Raw genomic sequence first — 17,981 nt, forward strand, 5'->3', positions numbered from 1 at the left:
TCCGTTAAATGAGGTTCGAAATCAGTAGGCGCGCAGGGTTTGGAACACCGCCGCCAGACGCTCGGCATCTTTGATGCCGGGTTGGCTCTCTACGCCAGAGTTGAAATCGAGGCCCGCACAGCCCAGTTGGGCCGCATCTACGCAGTTGTCCGCACTCAGGCCTCCTGCCAGCATCACGTTGTCCAGCGTTTGCCCCTGCAACACCGACCAGTCAAAGCGAACTCCGGTACCGCCAGCACCATTATCCAGCAGGTAACGATCGACCTGTTGCAGATCGCGAGCGGGCAGGCTGTCCTTCACGCTCAAGGCTTTCCAGATCTGACAGGTGGCTGGCAGCTCGGCACGCAGGGCGTTGATATAAGCCTGGTCTTCCGCGCCGTGCAGTTGCACCGCATGCAGACCAAGGCGCTCGGCAGTTTGCGCGACCGTAGCGGTCGGCGCATCACAGAAAACGCCCACGTATTTCAACGGTGCTCCGGCGATCACTTCCCTGGCGCGGGCAATGTCCACGTTACGCGGGGAACGGCCAACGAAGATCAGACCGCCGTAGTTGGCACCTGCCTGATAAGCGGCTGCGGCATCTTGTGGTCGGGTCAGGCCGCAGACTTTGTTGTCGCCCAGGATCACGCGGCGTACCGCGCTGCGCAGGTTGGTTTCCGACATCAACGCGCTGCCGATCAGAAAACCGTTGGCATAGCGGCTGAGTTCGCGGATCTGGCGATAGTTGTTGATGCCGGACTCGCTGATCACCGTCACGCCATGTGGCACTTTAGGAGCCAGAGTGCGGGTGCGATCCAGATCAATAGACAGATCGCGCAGATCGCGGTTGTTAATGCCGATCACTTTGGCTTCGAGCTGTACCGCGCGCTGTAATTCCTCTTCGCTAATCACCTCGGTCAGCACGCCCATATTCAGGCTGTGTGCCACCGCGGCAAGTTGGCGGTACTGTTCGTCATCGAGCACCGACAGCATCAACAGAATGGCGTCGGCCTGGTAGTGACGTGCCAGATAGATCTGGTAAGGGTCGATCATAAAGTCCTTACACAGCACCGGCTGGGACACGGTTTTACTCACCAGAGGCAGAAAATCGAAGCTGCCCTGGAAGTATTGCTCATCGGTCAATACCGAGATCGCTGAGGCGAAGTCCTTATACACCGAGGCGATTTCTACCGGGTCAAAATTCTCGCGGATCAGCCCCTTGGAAGGAGAGGCTTTCTTGCATTCGAGAATAAATGCCGTTCTGGCGCCTTGTAGCGCATGATAAAAGCTACGCTCGCTTGGCACGATTTCGTTTTGAAAGCTGGCTAATGGCTGTTGTTGCTTACGTGCCGCGACCCACTGCGCCTTGTCACGAACAATCTTGTTGAGCACGGTTTCCTGCATCATTTATCCTCTTGCTGCCAAAGCAGTGACACGCTGGTAAGCCTGCCCACTGTGGATCATTTCCAATGCCTGCTGCGCGTTCTGGCGCAGGTCTTCCTGTCCGAATAGTTTCAGCAACAGTGCGACGTTGGCGGCGACCGCCGCGGCGTGCGCTGGCTCGCCTTTACCTTGTAACAACCTTGCCAGAATGTCACGATTTTCTTCCGGCGACCCGCCTAGCAGGGAGCCCAGCGGGTGGCTTTCCAACCCAAAGGATTTAGGTGTCAGCTGATAACTTTCAATTTCGCCGTCATTCAGTTCGGCTACGTGAGTGGTGGTGTGGATCGCCACTTCATCCATACCGCCACCGTGTACGACGGCAGCGCGCTGATAACCCAATACGCGCAGGGTTTGGGCGATTGGCAGCACCAGCTCCGGGCTGTAGACCCCAATCAGCGCCAACGGTGGGCGAGCCGGGTTAATCAACGGCCCGAGGACGTTGAACACCGTGCGGGTCTTCAGCTGCTGGCGTACCGGCATCGCATGGCGAAAACCGGTGTGATACTGCGGCGCAAACAGGAAACACACGCCCAGTTCGTCCAATGCTTTGCGGGATTCTTCAGCAGGCAGATCCAGGCGGATCCCGAAGGCGGCCAACAGATCGGATGAACCGGAACGGCTGGAGACACTGCGGTTGCCGTGCTTGGCCACCTTGACCCCACAGGCTGCGGCGACAAAGGCGCTGGCCGTGGAGATATTGATGCTGTTGGTGCCGTCACCGCCGGTGCCGACGATATCCGCGAAGGCATAATCCGGGCGTGGGAACGGTAAAGCATCGGCCAAGAGCGCCTTGGCTGCTCCGGCGATTTCTTCCGGGTGCTCCCCGCGGATCTTCATGCTGATCAATGCTGCCGCCAGTTGGCTAGGTTCCAGCTCACCGCGCACGATAGCGCTGAATAACTGCTGGCTTTCTTCCTGGCTCATCGACTCCGAGCGATACAGTTTTTCAAGAATAGGTTGCATAGTCGGTTCCCCTTGATTATTTCGCCAGCGCCCAGGCCAACGTCTGCTCAAGCAAACGCGCGCCCTGGGTGGTCAGAATGGATTCTGGATGGAATTGGAAACCACATACGCGGTGTTCATCGTGACGCACTGCCATCACCATGTCGCCGAAGCGAGCATTGACGGTCAGTCCTTCAGGGATATTGCTGCCGACCAGCGAATGATAGCGGGCGACCGGCAGCGGGTTAGCCATACCGGCAAACATCCCCTGGTTATCGTGAGTAATGGAAGAAGCCTTGCCGTGCAAGATCTCACCGGCCTGGCCAACGTGGCCACCATAAGCTTCCACAATCGCCTGATGGCCGAGACAGATACCGATGATTGGCATCTGGCCGTGCAGGCGTTGCAACAGTTCGGGCATACAGCCAGCGTCGGCTGGAGTACCTGGGCCAGGGGACAGCATCAAAATAGGCTGCTTCATCTGTTGCAGGCGCGCGATGATGACCTCGGCAGCAATCTGGTTACGGTAAATCACGACCTGATGGCCGCTGGCACGCAGCTGATCGACCAGGTTGTAGGTAAAGGAGTCGACGTTATCGAGCAGTAAGATATCGGCCATTAGAAAATCTCCTTGGCCTGGTGCGCGCTGGCGATGGCACGCAGCACGGCACGTGCCTTGTTACGGGTTTCATCGGCTTCCGCCTGCGGAACGGAGTCCAGCACCACACCGGCACCGGCCTGCACGGTGGCAACACCGTCCTCAACATACGCGGAACGAATGACAATACAGGTATCGAGATCGCCGTGAGCGGTAAAGTAGCCCACTGCACCGCCGTAGCTGCCACGACGGGTGCCTTCAGAGGCGGCAATCAGTTGCATGGCGCGCACTTTCGGCGCTCCGCTCAGCGTGCCCATATTCATACAGGCCTGATAGGCATGCAGCACGTCGAGATCACTACGCAGCTTGCCGACCACGCGGGAAACCAGGTGCATCACGAATGAGTAACGGTCTACCTTGGTCAGGTCGGCCACGTAGCGGCTGCCAGCTTCACAGATGCGGGCCAGATCGTTGCGGGCCAGGTCGACCAGCATCAGGTGTTCCGCCAGCTCTTTATGGTCGGTACGCATTTCCAGTTCGATGCGGCTGTCGAGATCCAGATCCAGCGAACCGTCGGCGCGGCGTCCGCGAGGACGAGTACCGGCGATCGGATAAATTTCGATTTGGCGGCTGGTAGCATCATATTTCAGCGCGCTTTCCGGCGAGGCTCCGAACAGCGTGAACTCGTTGTCCTGCATAAAGAACATGTAAGGGCTTGGATTGTTTTCCTTCAGCGTCTGGTAAGCCGCCAGCGGGTTAGGGCAAGGCAGAGAGAAGCGACGAGAAGGCACCACCTGGAAAATCTCACCGTGGCGGATGGCCTGCTGCAACTGGCTGACTACCGCGCCGTACTCTTCATCGCTCTGATTGCAGCTTAGCTGCATGTCTTCCAATTTCTGATGAGGAATGGCGATTGGAGTTTGTTGCAATTGCACCTGAAGCTGTTCGAGACGCTGCTGCAAACGCAGTGTTTCAGCGTTGTCACCGGTGAATACGCTGGCTTGCAAACGCGCCACACCGCGTTGGTGATCCAGCACCAGCAGCGTTTCCGCCAGATAGAAACAGAAGTCTGGGCAGCGCTGGTCTTGGCGCAGTTCTGGCAGGTCTTCAAAGCCAGCAACCAGGTCATAGGCAAACAGGCCGCCGAGCAGCATGGCTTCACGCTCATCGGCGGGGGCATCGACCAAAGTCAGCATTGTGCGTAACGCATCAAACACCGACAGTGAACGCAAGCGGGCATCTTCGTCTTGTACCGTATCAATTGCCGGGAAGGTCAACTCACGGCCATCAGGGCGAGCCTGGATTTGTACGTCGGCAGGCAAGGCTTCATCCAACAGTGGCAGCAGGGCTGCGCCGTTAGCGGTCAGCGCCTGAAGGCTGACCTTACGGCCCAAAGCGGTAATGCGCAGGGCACTGTCGACAATCAGCAGGCTTTTCAGGTTTTGCTTGCTGTTGATTTCCGCCGAGTCTAGCAACAGGGTGGCAGGACGGGCGCCGCACAGCTGATGAAAAATCGCCGTCGGATCGCTGCGGTAACCGGCCTGTGCCGTGAGTAGTTTGAGCTGTGGTTTGATGTTCATCTTCAGTAGTTCCAGTCAAATCTTGTCCATTAAAAAGCCCGCTATAATGAGCGGGCCTAGGGAATCTGCAGTGTCAGATGACAGGTATGCGTGATTACTCGACCCTTGATTGGGAAGTACGCCACCAGCGAAGAAGAGAAGTGTGCTTAGTCATCATGTTGCTCTCTGTATTTTCATCCAACACGGTTATTGCCGTGAACTTGTGTACTAGTTAACTGGAACGAAGGGGCAATGTCAACTCTCTTTTTGCACAATATGTTAGCGGCTAATGTGAAAACGTTAATCTGGCGGGAGCGCCATCGGCAGAATAGATTTCCGTCCGGCCAACCTTAACGGGTATGATAGAAAGCCAAGCCATCGCAGGATATCCCTTTTGACAGACAGCAGCCCACAATCCTCCGCTTTTACCCTGTACGATCTCCACAGCCACACCACCGCTTCGGACGGTTACTTAACGCCGACTCAACTGGTGCAGCGAGCCGTTGAGATGCGCGTTGGTGTGCTGGCTATTACCGATCACGACACCACCAACGGATTGGCAGAGGCTGCGGCCGCGATAGCCGATCTTGCCTTGCCTTTGCAGCTGGTTAACGGCGTCGAGATTTCTACCCTGTGGGAAAACCATGAGATCCACATTGTCGGGCTGGGGCTCGATATCGCCCACCCGGCACTGTTACAGCTGCTGATCGAACAGACCGAGCGCCGTAATCTGCGAGCGCAAGAAATCGGCGTTCGGTTAGCGAAAGCGCGTATTCCCGATGCCTATGCCGGAGCACAACAACTGGCAGGGGACGGAGCGGTCACCAGAGGGCATTTTGCCCGTTTTCTGGTGCAGCAGGGCATGGCCGCCAACATGGCGCAGGTGTTCAAGAAGTATCTCGCCAAAGGGAAAATCGGCTATGTTCCGCCACAGTGGTGTACAATAGAACAAGCCATTGATGTCATTCATCAATCCGGTGGTCAAGCGGTGATGGCGCATCCGGGCCGTTACGATCTGACGGCCAAATGGCTGAAGCGTCTGCTGGCCTATTTTGCCGAACATGGCGGCGATGCGATGGAGGTGGCGCAGTGTCAGCAAGCCCCTCATGAGCGTACGGTGTTGGCTAAATATGCGCAGGACTATCAATTATTGGCGTCTCAGGGTTCGGATTTTCATCAGCCCTGTTCGTGGATTGAGTTGGGTCGCAAACTGTGGTTACCCGGCGGTGTTGAACCGGTGTGGCGCGATTGGCCACAGCCCCAACAGAACTTAGTAGATTGATTTAACGCGGGCGTTGTTTTGCGCGTGCATCATTTTCAGGAGTTAGAGATGAGCCAGCTATTTTATATTCACCCGGACAACCCGCAGCCGCGCCTGATCAATCAGGCCGTAGAGGTGCTGCGCAAGGGCGGTGTGATCGTCTATCCAACAGACTCTGGCTACGCGCTGGGCTGCAAACTTGAAGAGAAGGCGGCTTTGGAGCGTATTTGCCGTATTCGCCAGTTGGACGGCAACCACAACTTTACGCTGATGTGCCGCGATCTGTCCGAGCTGTCGACCTATGCCTATGTGGACAACTCGTCGTTTCGCCTGATCAAGAACAATACGCCGGGCAATTACACCTTCATCCTGAAAGCGACCAAAGAAGTGCCTCGTCGCCTGATGAATGACAAGCGTAAAACCATCGGCCTGCGTGTGCCATCTAACCCGATCGCTCTGGCATTGCTGGAAGTGCTCAATGAGCCAATGATGTCGACTACGCTGATGTTGCCGGGCAATGATTTTGCCGAATCCGATCCGGAAGAGATCAGCGAACACCTTGGCAAGCAGGTGGATCTGGTGATCCACGGCGGTTTCCTGGGCCAGCAGCCGACCACGGTTATCGATCTGACTGAATCCTCTCCGGAAGTGATCCGTGAAGGGGCTGGCGATCCAGCGCCATTCCGCTAAACAGCAGGACGAAGTCAGTGCCAAGGAGGGATAAAGCCTGTATAATAAGCGGTTGGTTTTGACCAAGTGCTAATCTTTGCGGCCGTCTCTCCTTGCTGAGAGTGGCGGCAAAGTCCCCCCGACGCCTGTGAAGGCGACATTAGAGGTTGCTCAATGAGCGAAAAGTTACAGAAAGTATTAGCGAATGCTGGCCATGGCTCGCGTCGTGAAATAGAAACCATGATTGAGGCGGGTCGCATCAGCGTCGACGGCAAGATCGCCAAACTGGGCGACCGCGTTGAAGTGGTCGCCGGGATGAAAATTCGTCTGGACGGTCATGTTGTCTCGATCAAAGAATCCGAAGAAGCGGTTTGCCGTGTGCTGGCGTATTACAAGCCGGAAGGCGAACTCTGTACCCGTAGCGATCCAGAAGGTCGCCCAACGGTCTTCGATCGCCTGCCAAAACTGCGAGGCTCTCGCTGGGTAGCGGTAGGGCGTTTGGACGTGAATACCTCAGGCTTGCTGCTGTTTACTACTGACGGTGAACTGGCTAACCGCCTGATGCACCCAAGCCGCGAAGTTGAACGCGAATACGCCGTGCGCGTGTTCGGCCAGATCGACGATGAAAAGCTCAAGCAACTGAGCAAAGGTGTCCAACTGGAAGATGGCCCAGCGGCATTCCGCACCATCACCTTCCAGGGTGGCGAAGGGATCAACCAGTGGTACAACGTCACGCTGACCGAAGGCCGTAACCGTGAGGTGCGTCGCCTGTGGGAAGCCGTTGGCGTGCAGGTAAGCCGTTTGATCCGCGTGCGTTACGGGGATATCGATCTGCCAAAAGGCCTGCCTCGTGGCGGCTATACCGAGCTGGATCTCAAGGCGATCAACTATCTGCGTGAGCTGGTGGAGCTGCAACCGGAAACCGTCAGCAAACTGCCGGTGGAACGCGATCGTCGCCGTGTGAAAGCCAACCAGATCCGCCGTGCGGTAAAACGTCACAGCCAGGTTGCTCCCGGTAGCCGTCGTGGCGCACCAGGCAGCAGCAAACCGGGTAAACCGGCCAAGTCTTCCAAGCGTAGCTAAATTTATCACCGTGGCCTTGCCTTCTGGCTTGGCCACGGATTATTCAGTTACCAGTCAATGCCCTGCTGAGCCTTGATCCCCGCTTCAAACGCGTGCTTCACCGGCCGCATCTCCGTCACGGTATCCGCCAGCTCCAGCAAATCGCGATGACAGCCACGACCAGTGATAATCACCGTCTGGTGCGCAGGACGCTGCTCAAGCGCCTCCAGCAGCTCAGCCAGCTCTAAATAGCCGTAACTCACCATATAGGTCAACTCGTCCATCAGCACCATATCCAGGCTGCTGTCGGCCAACATCCGCTTACCATGTTGCCAGACGGCCTGACAGGCGGCGGTATCGCTTTCCCGATCCTGAGTTTCCCAGGTAAAACCGGTTGCCATCACCTGAAATTCCACGCCGTGCTGTTGCAGCAGGTTTTTCTCGCCGTTGGGCCACTGGCCTTTGATGAACTGGATCACTCCAGCCTTCATACCGTGGCCGACGGCGCGGGTGACGGTGCCAAATGCAGCGGTGGTCTTGCCTTTGCCATTGCCGGTAAAGACCAGCAATAGGCCACGCGTTTCCTGCGCGGCGGCAATGCGGGCATCCACCTGTTCTTTGAGCCGTTGCTGGCGTTGCTGGTGACGATCTTCAGCCATGTTAAAAGCTTCCTTATTCGGCGGCGCCGGGTTTACGGTTGGGCTGAGCATCGAAGCTCATGCCGGTTTTACGGCGGCTGTCATCGCCCATCAGATACAGATAGAGTGGCATGATATCGGCCGGTGTTTTCAGCTTGTTTTTATCTTCCTGTGGGAAAGCAGATGCACGCATTTTGGTGCGAGTTCCGCCAGGATTGATGCAATTTACCCGCAAGTTACGGTTTTTATACTCATCGGCCAATACCTGCATCATCCCCTCGGTAGCAAACTTGGAAATGGCATAGGCCCCCCAGCCGGCACGGCCGGTGCGGCCAACGCTGGAGCTGGTGAATACCAACGAGCCCGCATTTGATTTTAGCAGCAACGGCAGCAGCGCCTGGGTAAGCATGAAGGTGGCATTCACGTTGACCTGCATCACTTCGTTCCACATGGTCATCGAAAGCTCGGCCATTGGGGCGATATCGCCTAACAGACCGGCGTTTTGCAATACGCCGTCCAAGCGTGGCACCTTGGTGGCCAAGTCCTCCGCCAGGGTTTGGCACTGCTCTGGCGTGGTGTGTAACAAATCCAGCGTAACGATATGCGTCGGGGCGCTGGAGATGGCGGCAATTTCAGCCTGAACGGCCTGCAGTTTGCTTTCCGTGCGGCCAAGCAGCACCAACTGTGCGCCGTAACGAGCGTAAGTCAGCGCCGCTTCACGGCCAATGCCGTCGCCCGCCCCGGTCACCAGAATAATTCGTTGTTCGAGCAGATCCTGCTTAGGTTGGTAATGCACAATAGTTCCTCGCGCCTGGTTGGCGGCTCCCGCGCTATGGCTGGGAGCTTGGGTGGATTGCGGATCGCGGGCAGGAGCAGAGTTGCTCAACCACAATGGCGATCCGCTGCGAATTTTTGTCAGTAATTTGATGAATAATGTCTGTTATATGCCTGAAATGGATCGCATTTTCAATGAGTAACCTACAGAAACGGCATTCTTTTGTAACAAAAACGGTACAATAGCGGCTTGGTTACCGCTGCGGGCAACCCCATAGCACGGAGGTGCGCCGCATGCTCATCAATCTGAATTTTCATTTAGGCGCGACAGCCGTGGTGCCATTTGCTAAAAAGTAGGTAGGGGCGCTGCATGCTGCTCCCGCTCAACTAACAAACTGTAAATAAAGGCGGTATCTGTGGAGTTTATATCTGTTTATGGCCTTTTCCTGGCCAAAGTTGCCACGGTGGTGATTGCTATTGCCGCGCTGGCGTTGCTGGCGGTGAGCCTCGGGCAGCGCAAGAGCCAGCAGAAAGGGGAACTACAGCTTACCGACCTGGGTGAGCAATATCGTGAAATGCAACGGGAAATGCGCCTTGCCCGCATGGGGGCGGCAGAGCAGAAGGCCTGGAGCAAGCAATTCAAAAAGCAGAACAAGGCCGACGACAAGCTGAAAAAACAGCGTGCCAAGGCCGGTGCGGTAGAGGCAGTCAAACCTTGCCTGTATGTGCTGGACTTCAAAGGAAGCATGGATGCCCATGAGGTCAGCTCACTGCGTGAAGAGATCTCTGCCGTATTGGCGGTAGCTACGGCCAAGGACGAAGTGCTGCTACGTTTGGAGAGCCCTGGTGGGGTGGTACACGGCTATGGCCTGGCAGCGTCGCAGCTGGAGCGCCTGCGCAAGGGCGGTATCCGCCTGACGGTGGCGGTGGATAAGGTTGCGGCTAGCGGCGGTTACATGATGGCCTGCGTGGCCGACCGCATTGTGGCAGCCCCGTTTGCCATCATTGGGTCGATCGGCGTGGTTGCGCAGATCCCCAACTTCCATCGCCTGCTGCAAAAGAGCAACATCGATGTGGAATTGCACACCGCTGGCCAGTTCAAACGCACCTTGACCCTGTTTGGTGAGAATACCGAACAAGGGCGGGAAAAATTCCGTGAAGATCTGAACGAAACCCACGAGTTGTTCAAACAGTTTGTTCATCAGCAACGCCCTTCATTGGCTATCGAAGAGGTCGCGACCGGTGAGCATTGGTATGGCACTCAGGCGAAAGATAAAGGGCTGGTTGACGCGGTCGGCACCAGTGACGATCTGTTGATTGCCGAGATGGAAAACCATGAGGTGGTGGGGGTGCGTTATGCTCGCCGTAAACGCTTCATCGATCGCTTTACCAGCAGTGCGGCAGAGAGCGCCGATCGTCTGCTGTTGCGCTGGTGGCAACGCGGCGAAAAACCGCTGTTGTAAGCCAGCAAGGCTTATGTTTACACGGGGCCAGATGGCCCCGTTTTTAATGGTTAATCCACCAGATGATATTTCTCGGAAAGCACATGGGCCAGGTGCTTAAACATATTAAATACGGCGGTGGTTTTTGCCGTTGGAAGACCCTCGGGATCTAAAAAAAACTCGCCGCGGAAAACCAACACGCTGCCTTTCTGCTCAACGTCGGTGGCCACCATGCCGTGCATATAATCTTCGTGTTGGCGGATGATGTTATTTGCTTCAGTAAGCAGATCTGCTCGTTCGATGGGTTGAGTATTGTTACGCATTTATTTCTCCTGCAAGCGAAAATTCTGAACGTATTCTAGCGCGGGTTCGCGTTTGTCCGCAAACCAGCTAAGGTTTAATTGCCGTCTGGACGGCCAGTGATTTGGCCCACCATAGCGAAATGAGGTTTTCCGCGCTAATTAAGTTGCGTCGCGTTTGTTATCAGGTAGAGTGTGGGATTTTGCGGCTTCCGGTGGAAGGATTTGTTTACGCTCAACGCAGGTCATAGCTGGCCTGGCCTCTGGGGTTCGGCGTGAACAGGTTAGGCTGGCTAAATGCGTTCAGGTTGACCAGTTAGGCAATCATTAGAAAAAAACAGGTTGATCTCTTGCCAGAGTACCGCAATATAAATAAGAGATACGAATTGCCGCGGTACGGCGAGACAAATGGCTTCTTTTTAGAAGTATTAAATTCAGGTAAAGGTAATTATGGGCAAAGCTCTCGTAATAGTTGAGTCCCCGGCAAAAGCCAAAACTATTAATAAATATTTAGGTAATGACTACGTGGTGAAGTCCAGCGTCGGTCATATCCGTGATTTGCCGACCAGTGGCTCAGCTAGCAAAAAGAGCGCTGAGTCAACCGAAGACAAAACCAAAGACAAAGCCAAAAAGAAAGTCAAGAAAGATGAAAAGACCGCGCTGGTCAATCGCATGGGCGTCGATCCTTACCACGGGTGGGAAGCGCAATATGAGATTTTGCCCGGTAAGGAAAAAGTGGTCGCCGAGTTAAAGTCGTTAGCCGAAAATGCTGACCACATTTACCTCGCAACCGACCTTGACCGCGAAGGGGAAGCCATCGCCTGGCACCTGCGGGAAGTGATCGGTGGAGACGACAAGCGCTTTAGCCGCGTGGTGTTTAACGAAATCACCAAAAACGCGATCCAGCAGGCGTTCCAAGCGCCAGGCGAGCTGAATATCGATCGTGTCAACGCACAGCAGGCGCGTCGCTTTATGGACCGCGTGGTGGGCTACATGGTGTCGCCACTGCTGTGGAAAAAAATTGCCCGTGGCCTGTCCGCTGGCCGGGTGCAGTCCGTTGCGGTACGGCTGGTGGTGGAGCGTGAGCGCGACATCAAGGCGTTCGTACCCGAAGAATACTGGGAACTGCATGCGGATCTGCTGGCGAAAGGCGAAATCGCGCTGCAGATGGAAGTCACCCACGCCCACGATAAGCCGTTCAAACCGGTTAACCGTGAGCAGACTCATGCCGCGCTTAACCTGCTGGAAAAAGCCCGTTATACGGTGCTGGACCGCGAAGACAAGCCAACCAGCAGCAAACCGGGTGCACCGTTCATCACCTCCACGCTGCAACAGGCTGCCAGTACTCGCCTGAGCTTCGGCGTGAAGAAAACCATGATGATGGCGCAGCGTCTGTATGAAGCCGGTCATATCACCTATATGCGTACCGACTCCACCAACCTGAGCCAGGACGCGGTCAACATGGTGCGTGGTTATATCGGTGACAACTTCGGCGACAAGTACCTGCCGAAGGCGCCTAACCAATACAGCAGCAAAGAAAATTCCCAGGAAGCACACGAAGCGATCCGTCCTTCCGATGTCAGCGTATTGGCTGAACAGTTGAAAGATATGGAAGCGGATGCGCAGAAACTGTATCAGCTGATCTGGCGTCAGTTCGTCGCCTGTCAGATGACACCGGCGCAATACGACTCCACCACGCTGACGGTGAAAGCCGACGACTTCCTGCTGCGTGCCAAAGGCCGTACGCTGCGTTTCGATGGCTGGACTAAAGTGATGCCTGCGCTGCGTAAGGGTGATGAAGATCGCACCTTGCCGTTTGTCGAAGTGGGCAGCGAGCTGGATCTGCAAAAGCTGATCCCGAGCCAGCACTTTACCAAGCCACCGGCACGTTACAGTGAAGCTTCGCTGGTTAAAGAGTTGGAAAAACGCGGAATTGGCCGTCCATCTACCTATGCCTCGATCATCTCGACCATTCAGGACCGTGGTTATGTGCGGGTAGAGAGTCGCCGGTTCTACGCAGAAAAAATGGGTGAGATCGTCACCGATCGCCTGGAAGAAAACTTCCGTGAGCTGATGAATTACGACTTCACTGCACGCATGGAAAATGGCCTGGACCAGGTCGCCAACAATCAGGCGGAATGGAAAGCAGTGCTGGACGAATTCTTTGCCGAATTCAGCGAGCAGTTGGAAACCGCCGAGAAAGACCCTGAAGAGGGCGGTATGCGCCCGAACCAGATGGTGATGACCAGCATTGACTGCCCGACCTGTGGCCGCAAGATGGGTATCCGCACCGCCAGTACCGGCGTGTTCCTTGGTTGCTCCGGTTATGCGTTGACGCCGAAAGAGCGCTGTAAAACTACCATCAACCTGGTGCCGGAAGCGGAAGTGCTGAACATCCTCGAAGGGGATGATGCAGAAACCAACGCCCTGCGTGCCCGTAAGCGCTGCCAGAAGTGTGGCACCGCGATGGACAGCTACCTGATCGACAACCAGCGCAAGCTGCACGTGTGCGGTAACAACCCGGCCTGTGATGGCTACGAAATCGAGCAGGGCGAATTCCGCCTGAAAGGTTACGACGGCCCGATCGTTGAGTGTGAGAAGTGTGGTTCCGAAATGCACCTGAAAATGGGGCGCTTTGGTAAGTACATGGGCTGTACCAACGAAAACTGCAAGAATACCCGTAAGATCCTGCGCAGCGGTGAAGTTGCTCCGCCGAAAGAGGATCCGGTCCCGCTGCCAGAGTTGCCGTGCGAGAAATCGGACGCCTACTTTGTGTTGCGTGATGGGGCAGCAGGCGTGTTCCTTGCGGCCAACACCTTCCCTAAATCGCGTGAAACCCGTGCGCCGTTAGTGGAAGAGTTGCTGCGCTTCAAAGATCGTTTGCCGGAGAAGTTGCGCTATCTGGCCGATGCGCCGGTGGCCGATCCGGAAGGCAACAAGACGATGGTGCGCTTCAGCCGTAAAACCAAGCAGCAGTATGTCTCATCAGAGAAAGACGGCAAGGCCACCGGTTGGTCCGCATTCTTCGTTGATGGCAAATGGGTTGAAGGCAAGAAGTAACCCAGGTGCAAGGCAACAGCAAAAAACCAGCTCAGTGAGCTGGTTTTTTATTGGCGAAAATCGGCTGGCGGATCTATTCTTCTCTGCTTTTTCTTATTTTTATCGGCAGGGTGCGGCGTTGATAATCATGCGAAAAGATCGTTATCATCTTGTGAAGCGGCTCTATACTTGGTGGCGCGACATGATATAATGGTTATATAAAAACGTTTTTTATGATTAAAGCTTATTAGCAACGGCGTTTTCATCAGCATCTGGGCGAAATCACTGTGTTTAAGGCTTGTGAGAATTAAGCATACCGGGACAACACCGAGATACCTGGCTGCGGCAGGCCGCAGTGTTTTAACCTAGGATGGTATTCAAATATGAAATTGCAGCAACTTCGTTACATCGTAGAAGTGGTGAATCATAACCTCAACGTCTCTTCCACGGCTGAAGGTCTTTATACCTCGCAACCGGGTATCAGCAAGCAGGTGAGGATGCTGGAGGATGAGCTAGGTATCCAGATTTTCGCCCGTAGCGGTAAGCACCTTACCCAGGTGACGCCTGCTGGCCAGGAAATTATCCGCATTGCTCGCGAAGTTCTGTCCAAAGTGGAGGCCATTAAGGCCGTTGCGGGGGAACATACTTACCCGGACAAAGGTTCGCTGTATGTGGCAACCACCCATACCCAGGCACGCTATGCCTTGCCCAATGTGATCAAAGGCTTTATCGAGCGTTACCCGCGCGTGTCGCTGCATATGCACCAGGGCTCGCCAACGCAGATTGCCGAAGCGGTTTCCAAAGGCTCGGCAGACTTTGCCATCGCTACCGAAGCGCTGCACCTGTATGACGATTTAATCATGCTGCCGTGCTACCACTGGAACCGGGCGGTAGTAGTGAAGCCCGATCATCCTTTGGCGGGCAAGGGCCATATCACCATTGAAGAGCTGGCCGAGTATCCTATCGTCACCTATACCTTCGGCTTTACCGGGCGCTCAGAGCTGGATACCGCGTTTAACCGGGCGGGGTTGACGCCGCGCATCGTGTTTACCGCTACCGATGCTGATGTGATCAAGACTTATGTACGCTTGGGGCTGGGCGTTGGCGTGATCGCCAGCATGGCGGTCGATCCGGTGCAGGATCCGGATTTGGTGATGGTGGATGCCCGCGATATCTTCACCTATAGCACCACCAAGATTGGTTTCCGTCGCAGTACCTTCCTGCGCAGCTATATGTACGACTTTATCCAGCGTTTCGCACCGCATCTGACGCGCGACGTGGTCGATACCGCCGTGGCTTTACGTACCAATGACGAGATCGAGGCGATGTTCAAGGACATCAAGTTGCCGACCAAATAAGCGCTAACGTGAGCCGCATTAAACATTTTAAACCGTCGAAAGGCGGTTTTTTGTTGTCTGATGCCTGCTAACTCATTGACCTACCAGTAGCTTCCCGCCTTTGATTGTTCCTGCCTATCGTTATGATCAATACGTGTTGTTATCAAAACGTTACATGGCGTTTGTGTTATCTTTAAATAACACCTCAGAAATCACCCTGGTTTGACATAATAAAAAATGGAGGAGCTATGTCGTCCGATCTTCGTAAAACGAGTATGGATAAGCTGGTAGCACTGGGTAGTGAGTATCACTATTACAGTTTGCCACTGGCGGCCAGACAGTTAGGGGATATTGACCGGCTGCCGAAATCGATGAAAGTGTTACTGGAAAACCTGTTGCGCCATGTGGATGGTGATACGGTACAGGTTGACGATCTGAAGGCGATCGTAGGCTGGTTGCAAACCGGCCATGCCGATCGTGAAATTGCTTATCGCCCGGCGCGGGTGCTGATGCAGGACTTCACCGGCGTGCCTGCCGTGGTGGATTTGGCGGCAATGCGTGAGGCCGTTCTGCGCCTGGGCGGAAAAGTCGATCAGGTGAATCCGCTGTCACCGGTCGATTTGGTCATTGACCACTCTGTCACTGTCGATGAGTTTGGCGACGATGACGCCTTTGGCGAAAACGTGCGTATCGAAATGGAGCGCAACCACGAGCGCTACACCTTCCTGCGCTGGGGGCAAAAGGCCTTCAACCGCTTCCGCGTGGTGCCACCCGGCACTGGCATCTGCCATCAGGTGAACCTGGAGTATCTGGGGCAAACCGTTTGGCATACCGAAGAGAACGGCCAACGCATCGCTTACCCCGATACCCTGGTGGGGACCGACTCCCACACCACCATGATTAACGGCCTTGGTATTCTGGGCTGGGGCGTTGGCGGTATTGAGGCCGAAGCAGCCATGTTGGGCCAGCCGGTCTCCATGCTGATCCCGGATGTAGTGGGCTTTAAACTCAGCGGTAAGTTATCCGAAGGTATTACAGCCACCGACTTGGTGCTCACCGTTACCCAAATGTTGCGTAAGCATGGCGTCGTCGGTAAGTTTGTTGAATTCTATGGTGATGGGCTGGCTGATTTGCCGTTGGCAGACCGGGCAACCATTGCCAACATGTCGCCAGAGTTCGGGGCAACCTGTGGCTTCTTCCCGGTGGATGACGTGACGCTGGGCTACCTGCAGTTAAGTGGTCGTAGCGCTGAGCAGATCGCATTGGTGGAGGCCTATGCCAAGGCTCAGGGGATGTGGCGTAATCCAGGCGATGAACCGGTGTTTACCAGCACGCTGTCGCTGGATATGTCGACGGTTGAGGCCAGCCTGGCAGGGCCGAAACGCCCGCAGGATCGCGTCGCGCTGCCGCAGGTGCCAACAGCATTCACCGCCGCGACCGAGCTGGAAATTGGTGGTCAGAAAGATAAGCAGGAAGTGAAAAGCTTCACGCTGGGTGGCAAAAACCTGGAGCTAAATACCGGCGCGGTGGTGATCGCAGCCATTACCTCCTGTACCAACACCTCCAACCCGAGCGTGATGATGGCCGCTGGCCTGTTGGCGAAAAAGGCCGTTGAAAAGGGCTTGAAGACCAAGCCTTGGGTAAAAACCTCACTGGCACCGGGTTCCAAAGTGGTGACCGAATACTTCGACCGCGCCAAACTGACGCCGTACCTGGAGCAATTGGGCTTTAACCTGGTTGGCTACGGTTGTACGACCTGTATTGGTAACTCTGGCCCGTTGCCTGAGCCGATTGAGCAGGCGATCAAGGAAGGGGATCTCACCGTAGGGGCTGTGCTGTCCGGTAACCGTAACTTTGAAGGGCGCATCCATCCGCTGGTAAAAACCAACTGGCTGGCTTCGCCGCCACTGGTGGTTGCCTATGCGCTGGCAGGTAACATGAAGGTTGACCTGACCAAAGATGCGTTGGGCGTAGGTCGCGACGGGAAACCGGTCTATCTGAAGGATATCTGGCCTACCAGCCAGGAGATTGCTCAAGCCGTGGCCGAGGTAAGCACCGAAATGTTCCATAAGGAATATGGTGCAGTGTTTGATGGCGATGCCAGTTGGCAAGCGATCCAGGTGACCGGTTCCGCAACCTACGAATGGCAAGCCGATTCTACCTATATTCGCCATCCACCATTCTTCAGTACCATGAAAGCGCAACCGGATCCGGTGCAGGATATTCACGGCGCACGTATTCTGGCAATCCTGGCAGACTCGGTGACCACTGACCATATCTCGCCTGCGGGCAACATCAAGCGCGACAGCCCGGCGGGGCGTTATCTGAGCGAGCGTGGCGTCGAGGTGAAAGAGTTCAACTCTTACGGTTCGCGCCGCGGTAACCACGAAGTGATGATGCGGGGCACCTTCGCCAACATCCGTATCCGTAACGAAATGGTTCCGGGCGTGGAGGGGGGGTATACCCGCCATCTGCCTTCGCAGAATCAGATGGCGATCTATGATGCCGCCATGCAGTATCAGCAGGAGCAGGTGCCACTGGCGGTGATCGCCGGTAAAGAGTATGGCTCCGGCTCCAGCCGCGACTGGGCAGCCAAAGGCCCTCGTTTATTGGGGGTACGAGTGGTGATCGCGGAATCCTTTGAGCGTATCCACCGTTCCAACCTGATCGGTATGGGCATCTTGCCGCTGGAATTCCCGCAGGGAATAACGCGCAAAACGCTGGGTTTGACGGGGGAGGAACTGATTGACGTGAGTGGTTTGCAGGCGTTGCAACCCGGCCAGACGGTTCCGGTTAATATCACCTATGCCGATGGCCGGAAGGTGGTGGTGAATACCCGTTGCCGCATTGATACCGGCAATGAGCTGACTTATTACCAGAACGACGGCATTCTGCACTACGTTATCCGTAAAATGCTGTAGAGAGAACAAGGGCGCCAA

The 17,981-nt window shown here is 55.5% G+C and carries 14 protein-coding genes and 1 other annotated feature; of the genes, 7 read left to right on the forward strand and 7 right to left on the reverse strand.

The features are described from left to right. Positions 1 to 21: 21 nt before the first annotated feature. The 4 genes from trpCF to A6U95_RS19880 are packed head-to-tail and all read right to left on the reverse strand — an operon-like array spanning position 22 to position 4,542. Positions 22 to 1,383 (reverse strand): bifunctional indole-3-glycerol-phosphate synthase TrpC/phosphoribosylanthranilate isomerase TrpF, encoded by a 1,362-nt coding sequence (gene trpCF, locus A6U95_RS19865; RefSeq protein ID WP_193569054.1) that lies wholly within the window; start codon positions 1,381 to 1,383, stop codon positions 22 to 24. A gap of 3 nt (positions 1,384 to 1,386) precedes the next feature. Further along, positions 1,387 to 2,385 (reverse strand): anthranilate phosphoribosyltransferase, encoded by a 999-nt coding sequence (trpD, locus tag A6U95_RS19870; RefSeq protein WP_065685698.1) that lies wholly within the window; start codon positions 2,383 to 2,385, stop codon positions 1,387 to 1,389. A gap of 16 nt (positions 2,386 to 2,401) precedes the next feature. After that, on the reverse strand, positions 2,402 to 2,983 hold the full coding sequence (locus tag A6U95_RS19875; RefSeq protein ID WP_065685699.1) for a gamma-glutamyl-gamma-aminobutyrate hydrolase family protein: 582 nt from the start codon (positions 2,981 to 2,983) through the stop codon (positions 2,402 to 2,404). Continuing rightward, complete coding sequence (locus tag A6U95_RS19880) at positions 2,983 to 4,542, reverse strand: anthranilate synthase component 1 (RefSeq protein WP_065685700.1); 1,560 nt, start codon at positions 4,540 to 4,542, stop codon at positions 2,983 to 2,985. Before A6U95_RS19880 ends, A6U95_RS19875 begins: the two co-directional genes overlap by 1 nt. Positions 4,543 to 4,570: 28 nt before the next feature. Beyond that, positions 4,571 to 4,675 (reverse strand) — a sequence feature (Trp leader region). A 240-nt stretch (positions 4,676 to 4,915) separates the two neighbouring features. On the opposite strand from A6U95_RS19880, the gene A6U95_RS19885 reads away from it, so the two are divergent. The 3 genes from A6U95_RS19885 to rluB all read left to right on the forward strand — a co-directional run bounded on the left by A6U95_RS19885 (position 4,916) and on the right by rluB (position 7,534). Beyond that, the gene (locus A6U95_RS19885; protein WP_065685701.1) at positions 4,916 to 5,803 is read left to right on the forward strand and encodes a PHP domain-containing protein; all 888 of its coding nucleotides are present in this window, start codon (positions 4,916 to 4,918) and stop codon (positions 5,801 to 5,803) included. Between the two features lie 48 nt (positions 5,804 to 5,851). Next, positions 5,852 to 6,472 carry an L-threonylcarbamoyladenylate synthase gene (locus tag A6U95_RS19890; protein WP_024529259.1) on the forward strand — a complete coding sequence of 207 codons (621 nt, stop codon included), beginning with the start codon at positions 5,852 to 5,854 and terminating at the stop codon, positions 6,470 to 6,472. A gap of 153 nt (positions 6,473 to 6,625) precedes the next feature. After that, positions 6,626 to 7,534, forward strand: a complete 909-nt coding sequence (gene rluB / locus A6U95_RS19895) for a 23S rRNA pseudouridine(2605) synthase RluB (protein WP_024486388.1) — start codon at positions 6,626 to 6,628, stop codon at positions 7,532 to 7,534. A 47-nt stretch (positions 7,535 to 7,581) separates the two neighbouring features. On the opposite strand, the gene cobO is transcribed toward rluB, so the two are convergent. Further along, positions 7,582 to 8,172 (reverse strand): cob(I)yrinic acid a,c-diamide adenosyltransferase, encoded by a 591-nt coding sequence (gene cobO / locus A6U95_RS19900; RefSeq protein WP_024486387.1) that lies wholly within the window; start codon positions 8,170 to 8,172, stop codon positions 7,582 to 7,584. Positions 8,173 to 8,185: 13 nt separating this feature from the next. After that, complete coding sequence (locus A6U95_RS19905) at positions 8,186 to 8,947, reverse strand: YciK family oxidoreductase (protein WP_065685702.1); 762 nt, start codon at positions 8,945 to 8,947, stop codon at positions 8,186 to 8,188. 394 nt (positions 8,948 to 9,341) lie between these two features. On the opposite strand from A6U95_RS19905, the gene sohB reads away from it, so the two are divergent. Continuing rightward, positions 9,342 to 10,388, forward strand: a complete 1,047-nt coding sequence (sohB, locus tag A6U95_RS19910; protein WP_024529261.1) for a protease SohB — start codon at positions 9,342 to 9,344, stop codon at positions 10,386 to 10,388. 50 nt (positions 10,389 to 10,438) lie between these two features. Here the strand turns inward: sohB and A6U95_RS19915 are convergent, their stop codons facing one another. Continuing rightward, positions 10,439 to 10,690, reverse strand: coding sequence for a YciN family protein (locus tag A6U95_RS19915; RefSeq protein ID WP_021181261.1), 252 nt, complete (start codon positions 10,688 to 10,690; stop codon positions 10,439 to 10,441). Positions 10,691 to 11,116: 426 nt separating this feature from the next. Between A6U95_RS19915 and topA the strand changes: the two genes are divergently transcribed. The 3 genes from topA to acnA all read left to right on the forward strand — a co-directional run bounded on the left by topA (position 11,117) and on the right by acnA (position 17,963). After that, positions 11,117 to 13,726: a type I DNA topoisomerase gene (gene topA, locus A6U95_RS19920; protein WP_021181262.1), complete on the forward strand. Its 2,610-nt coding sequence runs from the start codon at positions 11,117 to 11,119 to the stop codon at positions 13,724 to 13,726. A gap of 362 nt (positions 13,727 to 14,088) precedes the next feature. Continuing rightward, positions 14,089 to 15,063 carry an HTH-type transcriptional regulator CysB gene (gene cysB, locus A6U95_RS19925; protein ID WP_065685703.1) on the forward strand — a complete coding sequence of 325 codons (975 nt, stop codon included), beginning with the start codon at positions 14,089 to 14,091 and terminating at the stop codon, positions 15,061 to 15,063. Between the two features lie 227 nt (positions 15,064 to 15,290). After that, the gene (acnA, locus tag A6U95_RS19930; RefSeq protein ID WP_065685704.1) at positions 15,291 to 17,963 is read left to right on the forward strand and encodes an aconitate hydratase AcnA; all 2,673 of its coding nucleotides are present in this window, start codon (positions 15,291 to 15,293) and stop codon (positions 17,961 to 17,963) included. Positions 17,964 to 17,981: the final 18 nt, after the last annotated feature.

This window comes from Serratia sp. 14-2641, from assembly GCF_001692375.1.
In the GTDB taxonomy this organism is placed as follows: Bacteria; Pseudomonadota; Gammaproteobacteria; order Enterobacterales; family Enterobacteriaceae; genus Chania; species Chania fonticola_C.

Coding starts and splice junctions, on each gene's coding strand:
- trpCF (WP_193569054.1), bottom strand. CDS start 1,383: ATGCAGGAAACCGTGCTCAACAAGATTGTTCGTGACAAGGCGCAGTGG.
- A6U95_RS19875 (WP_065685699.1), bottom strand. CDS start 2,983: ATGGCCGATATCTTACTGCTCGATAACGTCGACTCCTTTACCTACAAC.
- A6U95_RS19880 (WP_065685700.1), bottom strand. CDS start 4,542: ATGAACATCAAACCACAGCTCAAACTACTCACGGCACAGGCCGGTTAC.
- acnA (WP_065685704.1), top strand. CDS start 15,291: ATGTCGTCCGATCTTCGTAAAACGAGTATGGATAAGCTGGTAGCACTG.
- rluB (WP_024486388.1), top strand. CDS start 6,626: ATGAGCGAAAAGTTACAGAAAGTATTAGCGAATGCTGGCCATGGCTCG.
- trpD (WP_065685698.1), bottom strand. CDS start 2,385: ATGCAACCTATTCTTGAAAAACTGTATCGCTCGGAGTCGATGAGCCAG.
- cysB (WP_065685703.1), top strand. CDS start 14,089: ATGAAATTGCAGCAACTTCGTTACATCGTAGAAGTGGTGAATCATAAC.
- A6U95_RS19890 (WP_024529259.1), top strand. CDS start 5,852: ATGAGCCAGCTATTTTATATTCACCCGGACAACCCGCAGCCGCGCCTG.
- topA (WP_021181262.1), top strand. CDS start 11,117: ATGGGCAAAGCTCTCGTAATAGTTGAGTCCCCGGCAAAAGCCAAAACT.
- cobO (WP_024486387.1), bottom strand. CDS start 8,172: ATGGCTGAAGATCGTCACCAGCAACGCCAGCAACGGCTCAAAGAACAG.
- A6U95_RS19915 (WP_021181261.1), bottom strand. CDS start 10,690: ATGCGTAACAATACTCAACCCATCGAACGAGCAGATCTGCTTACTGAA.